Below are 15,577 nucleotides of genomic sequence, written 5' to 3'. Positions count from 1 at the left end.
TTATTTTTGCAATAATTTATCAGCGAAATACAGTTCATAAACAATACCAGCAATTGCAAAACAAGACGCAAAAAAACCTTCAGTGAGGACATTAATAATTGGATCTGTTACTGGATCAAATAGCCAGGTATTGCTGCCTGCAAAAAACAAATGATGAAAAGTAATAAAAAAATTATCAAAATTAGTCAGAGCAAACGGCAAAATGGCAACTGGTAACAATAAGAACAACAACGCCCATACTTTATTTAAACGCAAAAATTTTTTATTTCGCTTTTTGCACCAAAAAAGTATTATTAAACAACATAAAAAAGCAATAATTGCCAAAACAAATAATTTTTTGACATCTGCAAAATGACCTGCGGCCATAGATGAAGTATGTAAATTACTCATTCGCAATTTACGTTTAAAGGGCCAAATTAAATACCACATTAATTGATTATAGTTGCTCATTACTTGGCCAACTGATAAATTCACCGTTTTATTTGTTTTTTGCACCAAAACAAAGACAAATAATAAGGGCCAACTAGCAACTAGTGCCGTTACAACACTAGTAGAAACAGCAAAAATAAAATTATAAATAATAGTTAGAATATTATTTTTTTTGTTCATAATTTAACCTGATCTAAGCTGTCAACCAAAATTGTAGGTTGCTTTTTACCTTCAATATCCGCAACTTGTGTAATACCAGTAGTTACCAGCAATTGGTCAACATGACTGTTAAACCCTGCCTTGATATCAGTGTCGTAATTGTCACCTACCAAAAGCGCATCTTTTTTAGCAAAATGCAGCTTGGCTAACAACATATCAATAATCACAGAAGAAGGCTTTCCAATAAAAAACGGCTCTTTTCCACTCGAAGCTGCAATCATTGCACACTGAGAACCGTTGCCAGGCATTAAACCTTTTTCACTAGGCAAATTTAAATCCGCATTAGTACCAATAAAGTCAGCTCCTCTTCTTATTGCACTCACGGCCACTTGAATTTTGTGATAAGTCAAATCTGTATCCATTCCGACCACAACGTATTCAGGATTAGTATCGTTAAGTTCAAAAGCTGGATTTTGCATGAATTCACGCCATAAGCCAATTTGACCAATTATATAAACACCAATTTTGTCTGTTCGCTCTTTTTCATTTTTCAGAATATAACTTACAGTTGCCATACACGGCGTATAAATGTGCGCAACATCAGTTTGTACCCCATGAACTTTAAGCTTGTTTACAACCATTTGGGGAGTGCGTGTTGTGTTATTAGTCAGAAAAATATAGTCCTTATGCGCTTTTTCAAGGCGCTTAACAAAACGAACCCCAGAAGCAATAGTTTCCTTACCGCGATAAATTGTGCCATCAAGATCAATTAAAAATAAACGGTAATCTTTCACTTATTTGCTGCCCTTTCTTTTTTTTATTACAAAAGAATGTTGGTTTGTCCGTTCTTTTTTTACAGTAACTGTTTCAGGTTTTTTTATTCTGGTCGGTCGTATATGATAACTTTTAAAAGCTTTATTCAGTTTTCTCCGATTTGAACTCTGCGTCCTATTCTTGAACGAATTTTTACGCCTTTTTCTTTTATTATAATGATAATGATGAACCGGGCTTAAAAGTTGTAAAACAAAATATGGGCCTCCCGGATTGCAGTATTCCAATAAATAGTCGGCAATAGTCTGCTTTTTTCGATCTATTGCTGTTTGTGCATTATCCTGGTAAAAGCCTTTTAAACGCAAATGTTCACTTGACACATCACCAACAATAAAATCATATTGATCTAAATAAGGATCATATTTTTGGCGCAAAAGTTCAAGATCAAGAGCCTCATTCTTATTAACCACAACTTGATAAAGCTGTTTGTTTATTTTTAGTTGATCATCATCCAAGCTAACAGCAGCCAGAGGATGCCGCAATGGCTGATCTTGTTCAAATTTATTATCTTTTCTTTTTTTACTGCTAGTTTGTTCTACCATTATTTTCACTTCCCGTTAATGGATACTTTTTTGCTAAATAATCCCCTATTACTTCACGTAAAAATTTGGGGAACAAAAATTCATTATCACCAACAATTGCCAGGGTGGGGAAAAATGGTACCAAGACATAATGATCCAAAACAGCAATTTGATATTCCCGATATGGATCAACTTCCTTGCCATTTACAAAAACCACTCTGCTTATAGGATCAAATTTGATCCCTTTGTAGTACATTTGACCAAAAATTTTCCCTCGAAAACTCATGCCCTGCAAAGGAAACTGATCCAAAAAATGTCGGTTTTTTTCGATTTCCATAACTAGGCGCCACAAATCACTGCCTTTTAAAGTAGAACGTACAACATGCATTGAATGTGGCAATGCTTTTTGCAAATCATATTTAGTCAAAATGCCCTTTTTAAATGGTGTTAAAAAAAGACCTGAACTGAGCATAGCTAAATCTGTTCCTGCAAAATTTGCAATGGCATTCATGGAAACCTGAAGAGCAGCTTCACGGTCATTATCATATTTCTCAGGCAAATCAGCCACAAGTTCGCGACTTAAGATTTCTTTTCCCTTTTGCCTGTAGCCTAAAATAGTTTCCTCATCATCTAAATTGGGCTTCATCAAACTGGTGGGCACAACATGTGGAATGATTTTTTGCACATGATGATTATCATCGATTTCCATATAAGTGTTCCCCACATAATTACCCCATTTACCTGTTTGAGTAATCCAGACATTTTCCACCTTTTTACCATGTGGCAACAGGTCATGACTGTGTCCGCCCACAATCAAGTCAATTTGAGGATAATTTCTAGCTAAAAAAGTATCCATATTTAAGCCAATATGAGTTATTAAAATTAACACATCATACTGACCCTTCATTTTTGGCAAAACACCGTCCATTGTTTCTTTCAACATTTTAACGTGCCAGTGATTAGGTTCATAAGAAAGAGGATAAGCTGCAGTCAGACCAATTAGACCAATTCGAGTGCCCTTTTTGGTAAGTAAAATTTTATCTTGAACAGCCCAATGAGGCATTGAACCGTCTTCCTCGCGCAAATTCGCTAAAATAACGGGAAAATTAGCATGGTCAAATAATTTTTCCACTACGCAATGTGAATTGGAAATCCCTTCATTGTTGCCAATAGTAATTGCATCATAATGAAAAGAGTTCATTAACTTAATATTAGCTTGACCATATGTCGCATCAGTCAAAGGGTGAGAACGATCCATGAAGTCTCCGGCATCAAAAGTAAAAATTTGATCGACAGATTTATCTTTTTGAGCTTCCCGCAAATACCGGCCAATTTTGGGGAAATGTTCGAAATGTGAATGTAAATCATTAGTGTGTAAAATGCGAATTTTTTCCATTATCATGCTCTCTATCCAATTTGATTAGATTTCAAAACCATATTATATGCATCTAGGACTTTTCCCTTTGGCTTTTTCCATTCCACCCAATCAGGATTTTTCCAGTCATCTTCATTAGTCAAAGTTTCAAGTTTGTAGTTTTCATTAATATATTTTTCATAGGTAATAAGGGCCTTAGTACGTGGAATATTCAATTGCAAAATTCGCACGCTTTTAATTTTTCCACGATCTGCGGCAAGTTCAGCTATTCCATTTTGATCAATATTGGAAATTTCAAAATACTTACTGCCATCGTTGCGCACAATTTCTTCAATTAAATCCAACTCTTCATATTGTTCATTCATCAATATCCCCCGCATAAATTAAATCTGTGACATGTAGCAAAAAATGTGCAACCATGCTATTGTAATTAACAATAGAGGTGTACACATGAAATATCAAAGCCAATTAATCAGGGCTCTCATTTTTAGCATCATTTTTATTACAACCTGTGGTTTCACTGTGGTCGGCCATCGGGGCGACCCCAGCAAATATCCTGAAGAAACTATTCAAAGTGACAACTCTGCTTTTAATTCGGGTGCTGATTACGTTGAACTTGACCTCCATCTTTCTGCAGATGGAGAGTTAGTTGTTTCACACGATGATGACTTGTTTCGCGTGACCCATACACATGCAATTGTATCACAAAATAATTGGCGGGCACTTAGCGAGTTAACCTATGACAACGGTGAACATGTCATGAGTTTACCACAATTATTTGAATACTATCAAAAAAGACCAAATACAAAATTTATTCTTGAAACTAAAATAGATCATTCGATTGATCCGTCTTATGAATTAGAAGACCAAATTGCAGCAACTATCAAAAAGTATCATATGGAGAAACGGGTTATGATCCATTCTTTTTCAGTTGCCAGCTTGTTTCACTTCCGTAAGATTATGCCCGATGCCTACCTAATTTTAATTGTCGGCAGCCTTAAAAGAATGAATTTTAGTAATTTACCGCAAGTAAATGCCGTTAATGTTTCCTCTGATTTGATTTTAAATCATGCTTGGCTGATACATTGGCTGCACCAGTTAAATAAGCAGGTTTTTGTATGGACTGAAATGAATGAGTCCCCTGATTTGTGGCAATGGCTAATTAATAAAAATGTTGATGGTGTCGTAACCAATTTCCCTAATACTGGTTTTAAATACAAACTGGCAAAAGAAGGTACTAAGAAATATGACATTCACCGTAGTGGCAGTTATTTTGGCAAAAAAAAGACTAAAACAATGATGAATCCTTATGTGCGGGATAAACAAGATAAGTTTGTTTATCCGGGGCAAAAATTTGAGGTAATGTATGGGGTCAGAGCCCATAATCAGCTTTATTATCAAATTGCTAACCAGACCTTTATCTCGGCAGAATTTGTTAATATGGATTTAAAGCCTGAAGATATCGCACCTTATCAAAATAAGCAAGTATTAGCCAAGCCTCAAAAAGATGTGCATGTTTACCGCTTTCCTGATAATCAATCAAAAACTAATAAAGTTTTACCTGCCAATACTTTGTTTAAAATAGAGAATTTCAATGGCAGTCCCAAAAGTTTATGGCTATATACATCCTTGGGGTGGGTCAAAGCACGTGACATTCTATTTTATGGCTTTTTTGACGAAGCTAGTTGGCAAAATTATCGTCATTTACCACGGATGAGTCGTTATTCTAATATTGCGTTAACTCCTTACCTACCATTGAAATCTGCCGAGCCTCTCAATACATGGGAACAAATAAAACAAATTCAAAAATTAACAACTAAAAAAGTGTTGCATGACTAGCTTGCAACACTTTTTATATAATAAACGATTTTTACTCATTTGTTGTACTTTGTTTTTTCAATATTTCATAAGGCAGTTCAATCTGGGTTTCTGGTACTTCTTCATTATTCATTAGCTTAGTGAGCATTCTCATTGCTACTGCACCAATATCATAAAGTGGTTGCCGAATAGCTGTCAAAGCGGGACGGACAACTGAGGCAATTTGCGTAGCACTTGCAGTAATTATTTCTAATTCTTCAGGCACCTTTTTACCAGCATCAATTGCGGAATTCAAAATGCCAACAGCAGTAACATCATTGGTTACAATTACGCCATCGACACCATCCTGATCTAATTGTGACAATAAATTATATCCGTCAGAATGATCCTTAACATTAGAATAAATATGACCTTCACCTAAGTTATGATCTGACATAAATTTCTTGTAAGCTGGAATTCTGTTTTGTACATTAACTACAGTATCAGGATTGCCTAATACCAAAGCCAAATTCTTTCTGCCATCATTATAAAGTAGATTTAAGGCTTCTGTATCTGCCTTTTTATAATCTATGGCAACTGACGGAAATTCACTGTGACTATCTTTAGTCCCTGCCAGAACCACTGGAGTATCAGTACGCTTAAAAGCTTCAACCGCTTCTTCAGGCAGTGTATCTGACATGTAAATTACCCCATCAACCTGTTTATTAAGCAACCCTTGAATCGCCTGGTCTTCTCTCATCAAACGGTTTTCAATACTGGTAATGATGATATTGTATTTGTACAAAAGAGCAATATCATCAATACCTTTTGACAATTCTGCAAAATAAAGGTTGGTTAAATCCGGTACAATTAACCCAACCGTAGTAGTTCTTTTGGACGCAAGGCCTTGAGCTACGGCATTAGGTTGGTAGTGCAACCGGTTGATTACTTTCATTACTCGATCGCGCGTATCTTTACGCACATTTGTATTGCCATTAACTACTCGTGAAACTGTGGCCATTGATACTTTAGCCTCACGAGCTACATCATAAATTGTAATATCTTGTTTACGCATTCTTGGTTCCCCCATCTTAATTTTACTAGTATAAAATTTATCATTTTTTTTAGGAAAGTGCAAACGTTTACAACTATTCTTTCATTTTTTCAAGTCGAGAACATGATATACTTTCTTTAACTATGAATTCAAAATGGAAGGAAGAAGCTATGAATTTAACAAAATTACAAGAATGGCTGCAAAGTTCTGACAACGATGTTGCCTATATTTCTAACCCAACTACAATTGCCTACTTTACCGGATATGATATGGAGCCTCACGAACGAATTTTTGCCCTTTTAGCATTCAAGGACCAAGATCCATTTGTGTTCGTGCCAGCTTTAAACGTTGAAGAAGCAAAAAACTCAGCGTGGAACGGTGATGTATACGGCTATCTGGATTCAGAAAATCCGTGGGAAATTATTGCTGACAAGGTAAGAAGCAGAACAAAAGAATATCAAAAATGGGCTTTAGAGAAAAACAACCTTTCTGTTTCTCACTACCAACTCATTCACGAACAATTTCCAGATGCAAATTTTGATGGTGATCTTTCAAATTTCGTTAATAAAATTCGCCTTTATAAAACTCCTGAGGAAATCAAACAATTGCAGGCCGCAGGACGTGAAGCAGATTTTGCATTTCAAATTGGCTTCGACGCTATTAAAGAAGGCGTAACTGAGAGATACATAGCAGGACAAATTGAGTATCAGCTCAAAGTGCAAAAAGGAGTAATGCATGAAAGTTTTGAAACTATTGTGCAGGCTGGTGCCAATGCTGCCAATCCTCATCTAGGTCCTACTATGAATAAAGTTAAGCCTAATGAATTAGTTCTTTTTGATCTGGGTACTATGCACAATGGTTATGCTTCAGATTCCAGTCGCACCGTTGCTTATGGCGAGCCAACGGCTAAGGAAAGAGAAATTTATGAAATTGATCGTGAAGCTCAACAAGCTGCTATCGATGCGGTCAGACCAGGTATGACTGCTTCTGAACTCGACAGCGTTGCCCGGGATATCATTACTAAAGCCGGCTATGGAGAATATTTTATCCACCGTTTAGGTCATGGAATCGGAAAAGAAGTTCACGAATACCCGTCAATTGTACAAGGTAATGATCTCATAATTGAAGAGGGAATGTGTTTTTCAATTGAACCCGGAATTTACATTCCAAATGTTGCGGGTGTCAGAATTGAGGATTGTGGAGTCGTTACTAAAGATGGTTATAAGCCATTTACTCACACCAGTAAGGAACTCAAAGTTCTGCCTCTTTAAACAAGAACTTAAATTGTTTGACTAAACAAAAATGGCACTAGCAGCAATATCTTTTCTGCTAGCGCCATTTTTAATTAATTTTATGGTCTGGAATATGGGTCGACAGGTGCATCAGACGGATCAGATGGACCTTCAGGCTTTGGAGGTTCCGGATGATTAAAATCATCATTTGTTTCTGCATGATGCAGATCATTCGCTACATCTTGAGCATGATCTTTTTGCTGCGCGTCATCATCTTTTGAATTATCAATAACGATATCATCAAAATCCTTTAGTTCTGAATCATCTTCTACATTCTTAGGGAATGAAGCCAGTTGATTCTTTACTATTTCAGTACCGTTATCATATTTTTTCTTTAAATCTTGAACAGTTTCATTGTTCTTAACTTTTTTCTTCAATTCATCGATTTGGTCATCACTTACTAATAGAGAACCAGCAAGAAACCCTGCCGCAGTCCCAACAATAGTACCTAAAACAAAACTTACAAACTTTTTCATAAAAGTAACTCCTTTTACTAATCTTCACCTTTACGTCGCTTATGCCGTGCAAACACCGATGCTAAAGCAGATGACATCAATCCGTTACGTTTCCAATGAAAATTATTGAAACGTTTTGCCATTTTTCTGGTAGAGGTATTAACATCTGAAACGCTTTCGCCTAGATCAGCTGCTGCCTGAACAACAGGATCAATAGTTTTCATTTTAACATTAACATCTGCTAACAAGACATTGGTTTTATCCAGCAAATCTCCAGTTTGATGTAGTAAATCATCGACATCTTCAGAAATTTGTTGAATCGACTCATTAGCACTTCGGATCGTTTTTTCTGCTTCTCTAGTAGCTTTTGCGGCTCGAATAAGCACTGGAATTGTGAAAAGTACTAAAATTAATAATGCAATTGCAGCAATCAACCCTGCTAATGCACCATAAGAAAATTTCATCTTTTACCTCCAATTCTATACCTAAAAAAAGTCTAGCATGAAAATGCTTTAATCTCAATCTATATGTCATATTTTGTTATAGTTAATATGCATATACGAAAGGTAATTACAATGAATAAAATATTTCAAATCAACAAAAATGTCCTCAAATTCAACTGGGACAGACTGGGTGAACAAGTTTTGGCAATTGTCTGGCAGTTAGCAATTTCATCTATAGTTTTTTACTTAATTGATCATTTTGGCAAAAAAATTATCAGCCATTATTTAAAGCGCAGTAAAAAAAAGCAAAATAAGAGAACACAAACTGTTACGGCATTAATTAACAGTATCTTTGAATATACAGTAATCTTCTTTTACTTATTTGCGGTATTATCTATTTTAGGCATTCCAATTGGAACTCTGCTTGCAAGTGCCGGTATTTTTTCATTAGCTTTAGGTATGGGAGCGCAAGGATTTGTCAGTGATTTGGTCAACGGCTTTTTCATCTTAAGCGAAGATCAGTTTGATGTGGGTGACATTGTTTCCATCAACAATCAAACAGGAGTTGTAGTTCAGTTGGGTCTACGAACTACCAGACTTAAAGGATCCGATGGTTCCATTATCTACATTCCCAATCGCAACATTTCAATAGTCCAAAATCTGGCCCATGGCGGCATTGGTTTGGATATAACAATGCAGCTTAAAGCCAATAATGACTTTGCAAAAGTTCACGATATTATTAACCAAATTAATAATAAATTGAGTACTAATTTTGATTTTCTAGTGCAAGAACCTAAAATAGTTGGTATCACAGAACAAACAGCACAAACTGTCAATTATGTTGTTCATTTTCAAGTCAAACCTGGCCATGAAAAAGAAGTTCAAGATGAGTACCTGACACAATATTTAAAAATTTTACCCGAAAATAAAATTTTATTGGCAGAATAAAAATAAAAACTGATAAAAACAAATATGGTAAATTCAACAAACTTATTATTATTTTTGTTGAGATATTACTATAGATTTTCATCAGTTTTTCATTTATTCAAACTGAGCCAGCCAGTTAGGTAACTCTTTAAGCAATTGAGATATCGCTTTTCCCCGATGAGAAAGACTATTTTTTTCAGCAACTGTCATCTCTGCAAAAGTTTTTTGCTTTTCAGGCACATAAAAAAGTGGATCATAGCCAAATCCATCATCGCCCTGAGGCGCGGGTAAAATTAAGCCTTCACACTGACCTGAAACAACTAAATCCTGGTCAAAATGACCTGGCTTAGAAACTACGATTGTAGTATTAAACCTGGCTGTCCGTTTTTTTAAAGGTACTCCGCCAAGTTCTGCCAGCAATTTGGCATTATTCTTTTGGTCATTATGCTCGGGACCGGCAAAACGTGCAGAATGAACTCCAGGAGCACCATCAAGTGCATCAACGATTAATCCAGAATCATCAGCTATTGTCAACATATGACTGTAATCTGCTAATTCGTGGGCCTTCAACTTAGCGTTTTGCTCAAAAGTTATTCCATACTCATCAACTAAAGGTGGTCTATCTAAATCAGCATTGGTTTTGAGGCTAACATTAATTGCAGACGTTTTAAATGCTGATTTTAGCTCTTTGACTTTTCCTTTATTGGTAGTAGCAAATAATACTTCCATTTTTTCTCCTTTACTAAAGGTGCTGTGCACTAAATTTCTGATCCTGTAATACTTTTTTACCAAGCTCATCAAACATTTTAATATCACCTGTAGTATAATACTCGTGCTTTCCTTTAACTGAACTATCCGTGAACATCTGATCACGTTTCATAATATTATATGTATAGTTGGCAACTTGATCTGCCGGATCTATTATTTGTATACCGGGTTTCAAGCATTGGACAAATTCATTGCGGATAATTGGATAATGAGTACATCCTAAGACTAGAGTATCAATATTTAAATTATTTATTGGCAATAAAATCTTTTTAAGAGCAGAAACATAAGCTTGATGTCCCGCATTGGCTTCAATTAGAGGTACAATTTGTGGAGTAGCTAGTTCGTTCACCGTTATCTCGGGATCACGTGTCTGAATTTCCTTTTGATATGCATGTAAGCCGACAGTCATCTTGGTAGCCACGACTGCAACATTTTTGTTTTTTGTTGCATTTGCAGCTGCAACGGCACCTGACTGAATTACGCCAATAATTTGCGGTTCAATTTCTTTTTGAATAGCTTTCATAGCCACTGCCGTGGCCGTGTTACAAGCAAAAATAATCAATTTGACGTTTTTGCTCAGCAAAAAGTTAACACTCTGCTTAGTAAGCGCGATAATTTCCGCTTTAGACTTATCACCATAAGGAATATGAGCATTATCTCCAATAAAAACGGTCGCCTCATGTGGCATTTTGCCAATAATTTTTTTGACTACTGTCAACCCGCCAACACCAGAATCTAGCAAGCCAATTGGTCGGTTATCCATTATAAAAGACTCCCCTAAATAATTTATACTTCAGTCAATTTTACGGTAAAATAAAAGAAAATAAAAGGGATGAATTTCTTTATGCAAAACAATAACGAGCGACACGAACATGTTTATTTTGTGAATCAACTTTATCGTGATTTCTTACTGCCAACAATTTTAGGTAAAGACAATGAAGCGATTCTTTATTGGGGTGGCAAACGAATTGCCCGTAAATATGATTTGTTGTCATTTGAAGATGTGGTTAGTTTCTTTGCAACCACTGAATTTGGCAATTTAGAAAAAGCAAGAAGCCATCACAGCGAAGAAGTATTTAAGCTCAAGGGGCAAAATGTGACCGATCGGATTAGCAGTGGCAGCCAAGAGTTTTCGCTTGAGGCCGGCATCATTGCAGAAGCAATTGAAAAGGAAACTGGTCGCACAACTGAGTGCGAAATCAAAGTTGATGAACGAAAAAAAGAAGTTAAATTAATCGCTAAGTTTGATTAAACTTCCAGAAACAAATAATTTAGTCTTTTGCTATTTTTGCAATATGATTAAAGTAAGAATGGAGGAAATAAAATGCTTAGAGAATTTAAAGAATTTATTCAACGTGGTAATGTTATTGATCTGGCTGTAGGTGTAATTATTGGTGGAGCTTTTACCAACATTGTTAATTCATTGGTAAACAATTTAATTAATCCCCTTTTGGGTTTATTTATCGGACGAATCGATCTATCCAATTTGGTATTTAAAGCCGGTGGTGCCACATTTAAATACGGTGAGTTTATCAATACTGTAATTAATTTCCTGATTATAGCATTCATAGTTTTCTTACTAGTCAAAGCTGTCAATAAAGTAATGAGACACAATGAGAAGCAACAACCTGCTGGTCCATCTGCTGAAGACTATCTCAAGGAAATACGCGATTTATTAAAAGAAAAAAGCAATTAAAAAAATTCCTGCAAATGCAGGAATTTTTTATTTTGTATATTGATCCAAAATCTGACTAAGTTTTGCTTTTGGAGTATAACCGGTAATACGATCGACAATTTCACCATTCTTTTTAATCAATAAAGTTGGAATTGCCATTACTCCTAAGGAACTAGGTACTTCTTTATTTTGGTCAACATCCATCTTAGTAAATTTAACGTCTTGTCGCTCTTCAGCCAGTTCATCAACAACTGGTGATTGCATTTTACAAGGACCACACCAGGTTGCCCAAAAATCTGTTAAAACGACACCGTCTTTTGTTTCTTCTTCAAAGTTTTGATCTGTAAGCTCATCAACCATGAAAAACCCTCCTTTAAGGAAAAAATAGTTATCTATTGATATTTTCATTATAGCAAGCAGACTTACTTTTTACAAGTAAAGCATTTTATTGCAAATGAACGATTGTAGCTCCGTTACCACCCTCATTTGCCGGAGCGTAGTTATAACTTTTCACATGCTTGCTTGATTTTAGATACTGCCAAACTCCTTTTCTAATTGCGCCAGTACCAATGCCATGAATAATCGTGACAACATCAAGGCCTGCCAGTAGTACAGAATCTATATAACGATCGAGGTTAGTCATCGCTTCATCATAACGCTGACCGCGCAAGTCAAGCTCACTTCTCACATTGCTCCGCCTGCTTGCACTAATAGCGCGAACTTGCTTAGTAGATCGCGATTCTTTTTGTGACCCGATTTTTTCTATGTCTCGATCACTAACTTTTACTTTAATGATGCCCATTTGAACTTCATATTCATGTTCAGATAATTTTTTGGTAATAGTGCCAGTTTGTCCGTAAGACAATACTTTTACCTTATCACCTACATTGACATGATGACGTCTTTTTTCGCGTTGCAAAACGCGATTATGAGCCAAATTTTCATTTTGCCGTTCAAGCTGATTAAATTGACCTTTAGCAGCAATGATTTCATTTTGTTTAACTTCGCCCTTTTGCTGTTCAAGCTGCTCTATGATCTTATCAGCCTTTTTACGACTTTTTGTGACTACTTCATTAGCTCTTTCCTGGGCAAATTCCAGCTGCTTTTGCACACGCTGATTATACCAATCCAATGCCTGTTGCAATTTTATTTCAAGCTTTTTAGCTCGATCAAGACTAGTTGTTAGATGACTGCGAGCATCTGAAGCAGCTTTGGTTTGTTTAGTCAACTCGGTAATCATTTGGTTAATATCAACGTTTTCGTCACTTATCAACCCTTGAGCGTTTTTAACCACATCCTCACGCATCCCCAGCCTGCGAGCAATGGCAAAAGCATTACTGTGACCCGGAATACCAATTTGTAAACGATAGGTTGGAGATAGTGTTTTAAGATCAAATTCCATAGAGGCATTAGTCGTTCTTTTACGATTATAACCATAAAGTTTAAGTTCTGGGTAGTGTGTTGTAACGATTATTTTAGCCTTTTTTTGCCGTAAAAAGTCCAAAATGCTGATTGCAAGACTGGCTCCTTCTTCTGGATCAGTTCCAGCTCCAATTTCATCAATCAAAACCAGTGTCTTGGCATCAACATTTTTCATTATTTTAACAATATCGTTAATATGTGAAGAAAATGTACTGAGTGATTGCTCAATAGACTGTTCATCTCCAATATCAGCGCAAATGTCCCTAAAGACGCCCGCTTTACTGCCTTCTGCTGCCGGGATAAATAACCCTGACTGGGCCATCAATTGTAAAATTCCTGCAGTTTTTAAGGTAATAGTTTTCCCACCAGTGTTGGGACCAGTTATCAGCATCGTATCGTAATCTTCACCAAGGCGAATGTCGTTGGCAACGACTTTTTTGGGGTCAATTAAAGGATGTCGCGCTTGCAAAAATAAAAGTGACTGATCATGAGTCAATTGCGGTTCAGTTGCTTTCATGAAATGAGCCAGCTTTGCTTTAGCCTGGATAAAATCAAGTTCAACCAAGGAGCTTGCAATGGCATCTATACTATCAACTTCTGGGCGCACTATATCAGACAGATTACGTAAAATTCGATTTACTTCTCGTCTTTCTTGTGCCAAAAGGGTTTGCTGGTGGTTGTTAAGATTTAAAACTGCACTCGGCTCAATAAATAAAGTTTGACCACTCGCACTCTGATCGTGAACAACGCCACCAAATTTATTACGATACTCTTGTTTAACCGGAATAACATAGCGTTCATCACGAATAGTCACTATCTGTTCAGATAAATATTTGCCGCTATTACCTTTTGTGTAGCTATCCATTTTATCTTTAATTTCTGCATCATTATTTTTGATTTCGCGACGTAGATGGGATAATTCAGCAGATGCAGTATCAAGAACTTCCCCATCAAAATCCAGCGAACGCTTAAGTTGCTTAAACAATGACTGAGGCACGTCCAATTGCATTAAAATCGAATTTATTGCCGTTAAATCCAATTTTTCCTCATCAACATCGCTAAAAAAGTCGTTGATTTCATTAGCAAGTGCTAAAACCAGCAATAAGTTGCCTAATTCCTTTGCATTCAAATTTGCTTTGATTCGCAAACGCTTAATACTCGGCTCAACATCAGCAAAATCCGTTAAAGGCAGTTGCCCTTTAACACGTAAAATATCAGCACCTGCCAAAGTCTGCTTCAGTGCCAGTTCTACTTGAGCAAAGTCATCACTTGGTACAAGACTCTCAGCTGCCATTTTAGCTGGTGTAGTAATCGCCATTTGTTGCAGTTGTTCAGTAATTTTTGCAAATTCTAAAGTTTCTAATATCTTATCATTCATTAGTTTCTAAATAATTAATCTTGAATAAAAAAGGCTGGCCCAGCCAGTCTTTTTTATTCACCACTTAATCGGTCGTCGTCCAAAAATGTGTTCAAAACTCCTTGGACCATATTCCATTCATCATCTGCTTCAATCTCGTGTAAATCACTGCTAGTGACATCACCTGCGGCATCGGAGTCATAACTAAAAGCCAAAACTTCAATTTCCTCATCATCACTGGCAGCTGCCGGATAAAGCAGAACATATGATTTATCATAGTCATCAGAATGAAATGTAAATAAAATTTCATATAATTCTTCATTGCCTTGATCATCAATCAAGGTAATTTGACGGTCATCACCGTTAACTTCTTGTGTCATATTAATCCTTTCGGTTTAGATCCAAATAATTTTGTAAAATCAAGACAGCGGCCATTTGGTCAATCACTTTTTTACGTTGGTGGCGGTTGTGCATATTTGCTTGCTCAACTAAAACACGTTCAGATTCAACTGTAGTTAGTCTCTCATCAGAATAGTGCACTGGCAAACCAAACTTCTTTTCAAGCCTTTCACCGTATGACTTACTTCGCGCAACCGCAGCGCCAGAAGATCCATCCATATTTTTGGGCAAACCTAAAACAAAACCCGCTGGTTCATATTGGCGCACAATCTTTTTAATTGCACGCATACCAAAATTATAACGCGTTTCATCAATAGGGATAGTTTCAAGCATTTGTGCAGTAATGCCTAATTCATCACTGACTGCAACACCTACTGTCTTTGATCCAACATCTAAACCAACTAATCGCATTATTTATCTTTTCCAAGATAATTTTTGACAAGCTCTTCAATAATTTCATCACGTTCGTGTTTTAAAATTAAATTACGAGCATCATTATGCCGTGGAATATAGGCTGGATCGCCAGACAACAAATACCCGACAATCTGATTAACTGGATTATAGCCCTTCTCTTCCAGAGCATTATAAACATCTTGCAGAGTGTCATGAACGTTTTTGCCTTTATTTTCATTAAAGTCAAAGTGCATTGTCTTATCTAGCGAACTCATAATCA

General features: G+C 36.3%; 20 protein-coding genes. 5 read left to right on the top strand and 15 right to left on the bottom strand.

Features of this window, described 5'->3' with window-relative positions; all coding sequences use genetic code 11:
* The 5 genes from DKL58_RS02245 to DKL58_RS02225 are packed head-to-tail and all read right to left on the bottom strand — an operon-like array spanning position 1 to position 3,680.
* Positions 1-609, bottom strand: a complete 609-nt coding sequence (locus DKL58_RS02245) for a TIGR01906 family membrane protein (RefSeq protein ID WP_045927666.1) — start codon at positions 607-609, stop codon at positions 1-3.
* Positions 606-1,382, bottom strand: coding sequence for a TIGR01457 family HAD-type hydrolase (locus DKL58_RS02240; RefSeq protein WP_109585954.1), 777 nt, complete (start codon positions 1,380-1,382; stop codon positions 606-608). Before DKL58_RS02240 ends, DKL58_RS02245 begins: the two co-directional genes overlap by 4 nt.
* Positions 1,383-1,961, bottom strand: coding sequence for a YutD family protein (locus DKL58_RS02235; protein WP_045927664.1), 579 nt, complete (start codon positions 1,959-1,961; stop codon positions 1,383-1,385).
* Positions 1,945-3,336 (bottom strand): bifunctional metallophosphatase/5'-nucleotidase, encoded by a 1,392-nt coding sequence (locus tag DKL58_RS02230; protein WP_109585953.1) that lies wholly within the window; start codon positions 3,334-3,336, stop codon positions 1,945-1,947. Before DKL58_RS02230 ends, DKL58_RS02235 begins: the two co-directional genes overlap by 17 nt.
* Before the next feature lie 11 nt (positions 3,337-3,347).
* On the bottom strand, positions 3,348-3,680 hold the full coding sequence (locus tag DKL58_RS02225) for a hypothetical protein (RefSeq protein WP_045927662.1): 333 nt from the start codon (positions 3,678-3,680) through the stop codon (positions 3,348-3,350).
* A gap of 85 nt (positions 3,681-3,765) precedes the next feature.
* Here DKL58_RS02225 and DKL58_RS02220 point away from each other — a divergent pair, with 85 nt between their 5' ends.
* Complete coding sequence (locus DKL58_RS02220; protein WP_109585952.1) at positions 3,766-5,154, top strand: glycerophosphodiester phosphodiesterase; 1,389 nt, start codon at positions 3,766-3,768, stop codon at positions 5,152-5,154.
* 31 nt (positions 5,155-5,185) lie between these two features.
* Here the strand turns inward: DKL58_RS02220 and DKL58_RS02215 are convergent, their stop codons facing one another.
* Positions 5,186-6,187, bottom strand: a complete 1,002-nt coding sequence (locus tag DKL58_RS02215; protein WP_109585951.1) for a substrate-binding domain-containing protein — start codon at positions 6,185-6,187, stop codon at positions 5,186-5,188.
* A gap of 149 nt (positions 6,188-6,336) precedes the next feature.
* Here DKL58_RS02215 and DKL58_RS02210 point away from each other — a divergent pair, with 149 nt between their 5' ends.
* Positions 6,337-7,437 carry an aminopeptidase P family protein gene (locus tag DKL58_RS02210; protein ID WP_109585950.1) on the top strand — a complete coding sequence of 367 codons (1,101 nt, stop codon included), beginning with the start codon at positions 6,337-6,339 and terminating at the stop codon, positions 7,435-7,437.
* 80 nt (positions 7,438-7,517) lie between these two features.
* Here DKL58_RS02210 and DKL58_RS02205 read toward each other — a convergent pair whose 3' ends face one another.
* Together DKL58_RS02205 and DKL58_RS02200 are read right to left on the bottom strand one after the other, a co-directional pair.
* A complete protein-coding gene (locus DKL58_RS02205; RefSeq protein WP_109585949.1) occupies positions 7,518-7,934 on the bottom strand; it encodes a DUF1269 domain-containing protein in 417 nt (138 codons plus the stop codon).
* 17 nt (positions 7,935-7,951) lie between these two features.
* Positions 7,952-8,377 (bottom strand): DUF948 domain-containing protein, encoded by a 426-nt coding sequence (locus DKL58_RS02200; protein ID WP_109585948.1) that lies wholly within the window; start codon positions 8,375-8,377, stop codon positions 7,952-7,954.
* A gap of 111 nt (positions 8,378-8,488) precedes the next feature.
* On the opposite strand from DKL58_RS02200, the gene DKL58_RS02195 reads away from it, so the two are divergent.
* Positions 8,489-9,304 carry a mechanosensitive ion channel family protein gene (locus tag DKL58_RS02195; protein ID WP_109585947.1) on the top strand — a complete coding sequence of 272 codons (816 nt, stop codon included), beginning with the start codon at positions 8,489-8,491 and terminating at the stop codon, positions 9,302-9,304.
* 93 nt (positions 9,305-9,397) lie between these two features.
* Here DKL58_RS02195 and DKL58_RS02190 read toward each other — a convergent pair whose 3' ends face one another.
* Positions 9,398-10,012 carry an XTP/dITP diphosphatase gene (locus DKL58_RS02190; RefSeq protein WP_109585946.1) on the bottom strand — a complete coding sequence of 205 codons (615 nt, stop codon included), beginning with the start codon at positions 10,010-10,012 and terminating at the stop codon, positions 9,398-9,400.
* A gap of 13 nt (positions 10,013-10,025) precedes the next feature.
* Positions 10,026-10,814 carry a glutamate racemase gene (murI, locus tag DKL58_RS02185; protein ID WP_109585945.1) on the bottom strand — a complete coding sequence of 263 codons (789 nt, stop codon included), beginning with the start codon at positions 10,812-10,814 and terminating at the stop codon, positions 10,026-10,028.
* Positions 10,815-10,883: 69 nt separating this feature from the next.
* On the opposite strand from murI, the gene DKL58_RS02180 reads away from it, so the two are divergent.
* Both DKL58_RS02180 and mscL read left to right on the top strand, forming a co-directional pair.
* Positions 10,884-11,303: a YslB family protein gene (locus DKL58_RS02180; protein WP_109585944.1), complete on the top strand. Its 420-nt coding sequence runs from the start codon at positions 10,884-10,886 to the stop codon at positions 11,301-11,303.
* Positions 11,304-11,375: 72 nt separating this feature from the next.
* Positions 11,376-11,747, top strand: coding sequence for a large-conductance mechanosensitive channel protein MscL (gene mscL, locus DKL58_RS02175; RefSeq protein WP_109585943.1), 372 nt, complete (start codon positions 11,376-11,378; stop codon positions 11,745-11,747).
* A gap of 27 nt (positions 11,748-11,774) precedes the next feature.
* On the opposite strand, the gene trxA is transcribed toward mscL, so the two are convergent.
* The 5 genes from trxA to DKL58_RS02150 all read right to left on the bottom strand — a co-directional run bounded on the left by trxA (position 11,775) and on the right by DKL58_RS02150 (position 15,572).
* Positions 11,775-12,086 (bottom strand): thioredoxin, encoded by a 312-nt coding sequence (gene trxA, locus DKL58_RS02170; protein ID WP_034980713.1) that lies wholly within the window; start codon positions 12,084-12,086, stop codon positions 11,775-11,777.
* A gap of 85 nt (positions 12,087-12,171) precedes the next feature.
* Positions 12,172-14,526 (bottom strand): endonuclease MutS2, encoded by a 2,355-nt coding sequence (locus tag DKL58_RS02165; protein WP_109585942.1) that lies wholly within the window; start codon positions 14,524-14,526, stop codon positions 12,172-12,174.
* Between the two features lie 53 nt (positions 14,527-14,579).
* Positions 14,580-14,885, bottom strand: coding sequence for a DUF1292 domain-containing protein (locus DKL58_RS02160; RefSeq protein WP_045927649.1), 306 nt, complete (start codon positions 14,883-14,885; stop codon positions 14,580-14,582).
* Between the two features lies 1 nt (position 14,886).
* Positions 14,887-15,315: a Holliday junction resolvase RuvX gene (gene ruvX, locus DKL58_RS02155; protein WP_045927648.1), complete on the bottom strand. Its 429-nt coding sequence runs from the start codon at positions 15,313-15,315 to the stop codon at positions 14,887-14,889.
* A complete protein-coding gene (locus tag DKL58_RS02150; RefSeq protein ID WP_038521496.1) occupies positions 15,315-15,572 on the bottom strand; it encodes an IreB family regulatory phosphoprotein in 258 nt (85 codons plus the stop codon). The genes ruvX and DKL58_RS02150 overlap by 1 nt, the downstream gene beginning before the upstream one ends.
* Positions 15,573-15,577 lie beyond the last annotated feature (5 nt).

It is taken from the genome of Lactobacillus kullabergensis (assembly GCF_003151025.1).
Lineage (GTDB): Bacteria > Bacillota > Bacilli > Lactobacillales > Lactobacillaceae > Lactobacillus > Lactobacillus kullabergensis.
Note: the sequence above shows the minus strand (reverse complement) of the source record. Positions and strands in the feature narration are given on the sequence as shown.

What these genes read in the sequence shown, in the direction of transcription:
- DKL58_RS02160 (WP_045927649.1), bottom strand. Translation starts at nt 14,885, where the DNA reads ATGACACAAGAAGTTAACGGTGATGACCGTCAAATTACCTTGATTGAT.
- DKL58_RS02190 (WP_109585946.1), bottom strand. Translation starts at nt 10,012, where the DNA reads ATGGAAGTATTATTTGCTACTACCAATAAAGGAAAAGTCAAAGAGCTA.
- DKL58_RS02180 (WP_109585944.1), top strand. Translation starts at nt 10,884, where the DNA reads ATGAATTTCTTTATGCAAAACAATAACGAGCGACACGAACATGTTTAT.
- ruvX (WP_045927648.1), bottom strand. Translation starts at nt 15,315, where the DNA reads ATGCGATTAGTTGGTTTAGATGTTGGATCAAAGACAGTAGGTGTTGCA.
- DKL58_RS02230 (WP_109585953.1), bottom strand. Translation starts at nt 3,336, where the DNA reads ATGGAAAAAATTCGCATTTTACACACTAATGATTTACATTCACATTTC.
- murI (WP_109585945.1), bottom strand. Translation starts at nt 10,814, where the DNA reads ATGGATAACCGACCAATTGGCTTGCTAGATTCTGGTGTTGGCGGGTTG.
- DKL58_RS02225 (WP_045927662.1), bottom strand. Translation starts at nt 3,680, where the DNA reads ATGAATGAACAATATGAAGAGTTGGATTTAATTGAAGAAATTGTGCGC.
- DKL58_RS02200 (WP_109585948.1), bottom strand. Translation starts at nt 8,377, where the DNA reads ATGAAATTTTCTTATGGTGCATTAGCAGGGTTGATTGCTGCAATTGCA.
- DKL58_RS02150 (WP_038521496.1), bottom strand. Translation starts at nt 15,572, where the DNA reads ATGAGTTCGCTAGATAAGACAATGCACTTTGACTTTAATGAAAATAAA.
- DKL58_RS02245 (WP_045927666.1), bottom strand. Translation starts at nt 609, where the DNA reads ATGAACAAAAAAAATAATATTCTAACTATTATTTATAATTTTATTTTT.
- DKL58_RS02210 (WP_109585950.1), top strand. Translation starts at nt 6,337, where the DNA reads ATGAATTTAACAAAATTACAAGAATGGCTGCAAAGTTCTGACAACGAT.
- DKL58_RS02205 (WP_109585949.1), bottom strand. Translation starts at nt 7,934, where the DNA reads ATGAAAAAGTTTGTAAGTTTTGTTTTAGGTACTATTGTTGGGACTGCG.
- DKL58_RS02220 (WP_109585952.1), top strand. Translation starts at nt 3,766, where the DNA reads ATGAAATATCAAAGCCAATTAATCAGGGCTCTCATTTTTAGCATCATT.
- DKL58_RS02195 (WP_109585947.1), top strand. Translation starts at nt 8,489, where the DNA reads ATGAATAAAATATTTCAAATCAACAAAAATGTCCTCAAATTCAACTGG.
- DKL58_RS02165 (WP_109585942.1), bottom strand. Translation starts at nt 14,526, where the DNA reads ATGAATGATAAGATATTAGAAACTTTAGAATTTGCAAAAATTACTGAA.
- DKL58_RS02215 (WP_109585951.1), bottom strand. Translation starts at nt 6,187, where the DNA reads ATGCGTAAACAAGATATTACAATTTATGATGTAGCTCGTGAGGCTAAA.
- mscL (WP_109585943.1), top strand. Translation starts at nt 11,376, where the DNA reads ATGCTTAGAGAATTTAAAGAATTTATTCAACGTGGTAATGTTATTGAT.
- DKL58_RS02235 (WP_045927664.1), bottom strand. Translation starts at nt 1,961, where the DNA reads ATGGTAGAACAAACTAGCAGTAAAAAAAGAAAAGATAATAAATTTGAA.
- trxA (WP_034980713.1), bottom strand. Translation starts at nt 12,086, where the DNA reads ATGGTTGATGAGCTTACAGATCAAAACTTTGAAGAAGAAACAAAAGAC.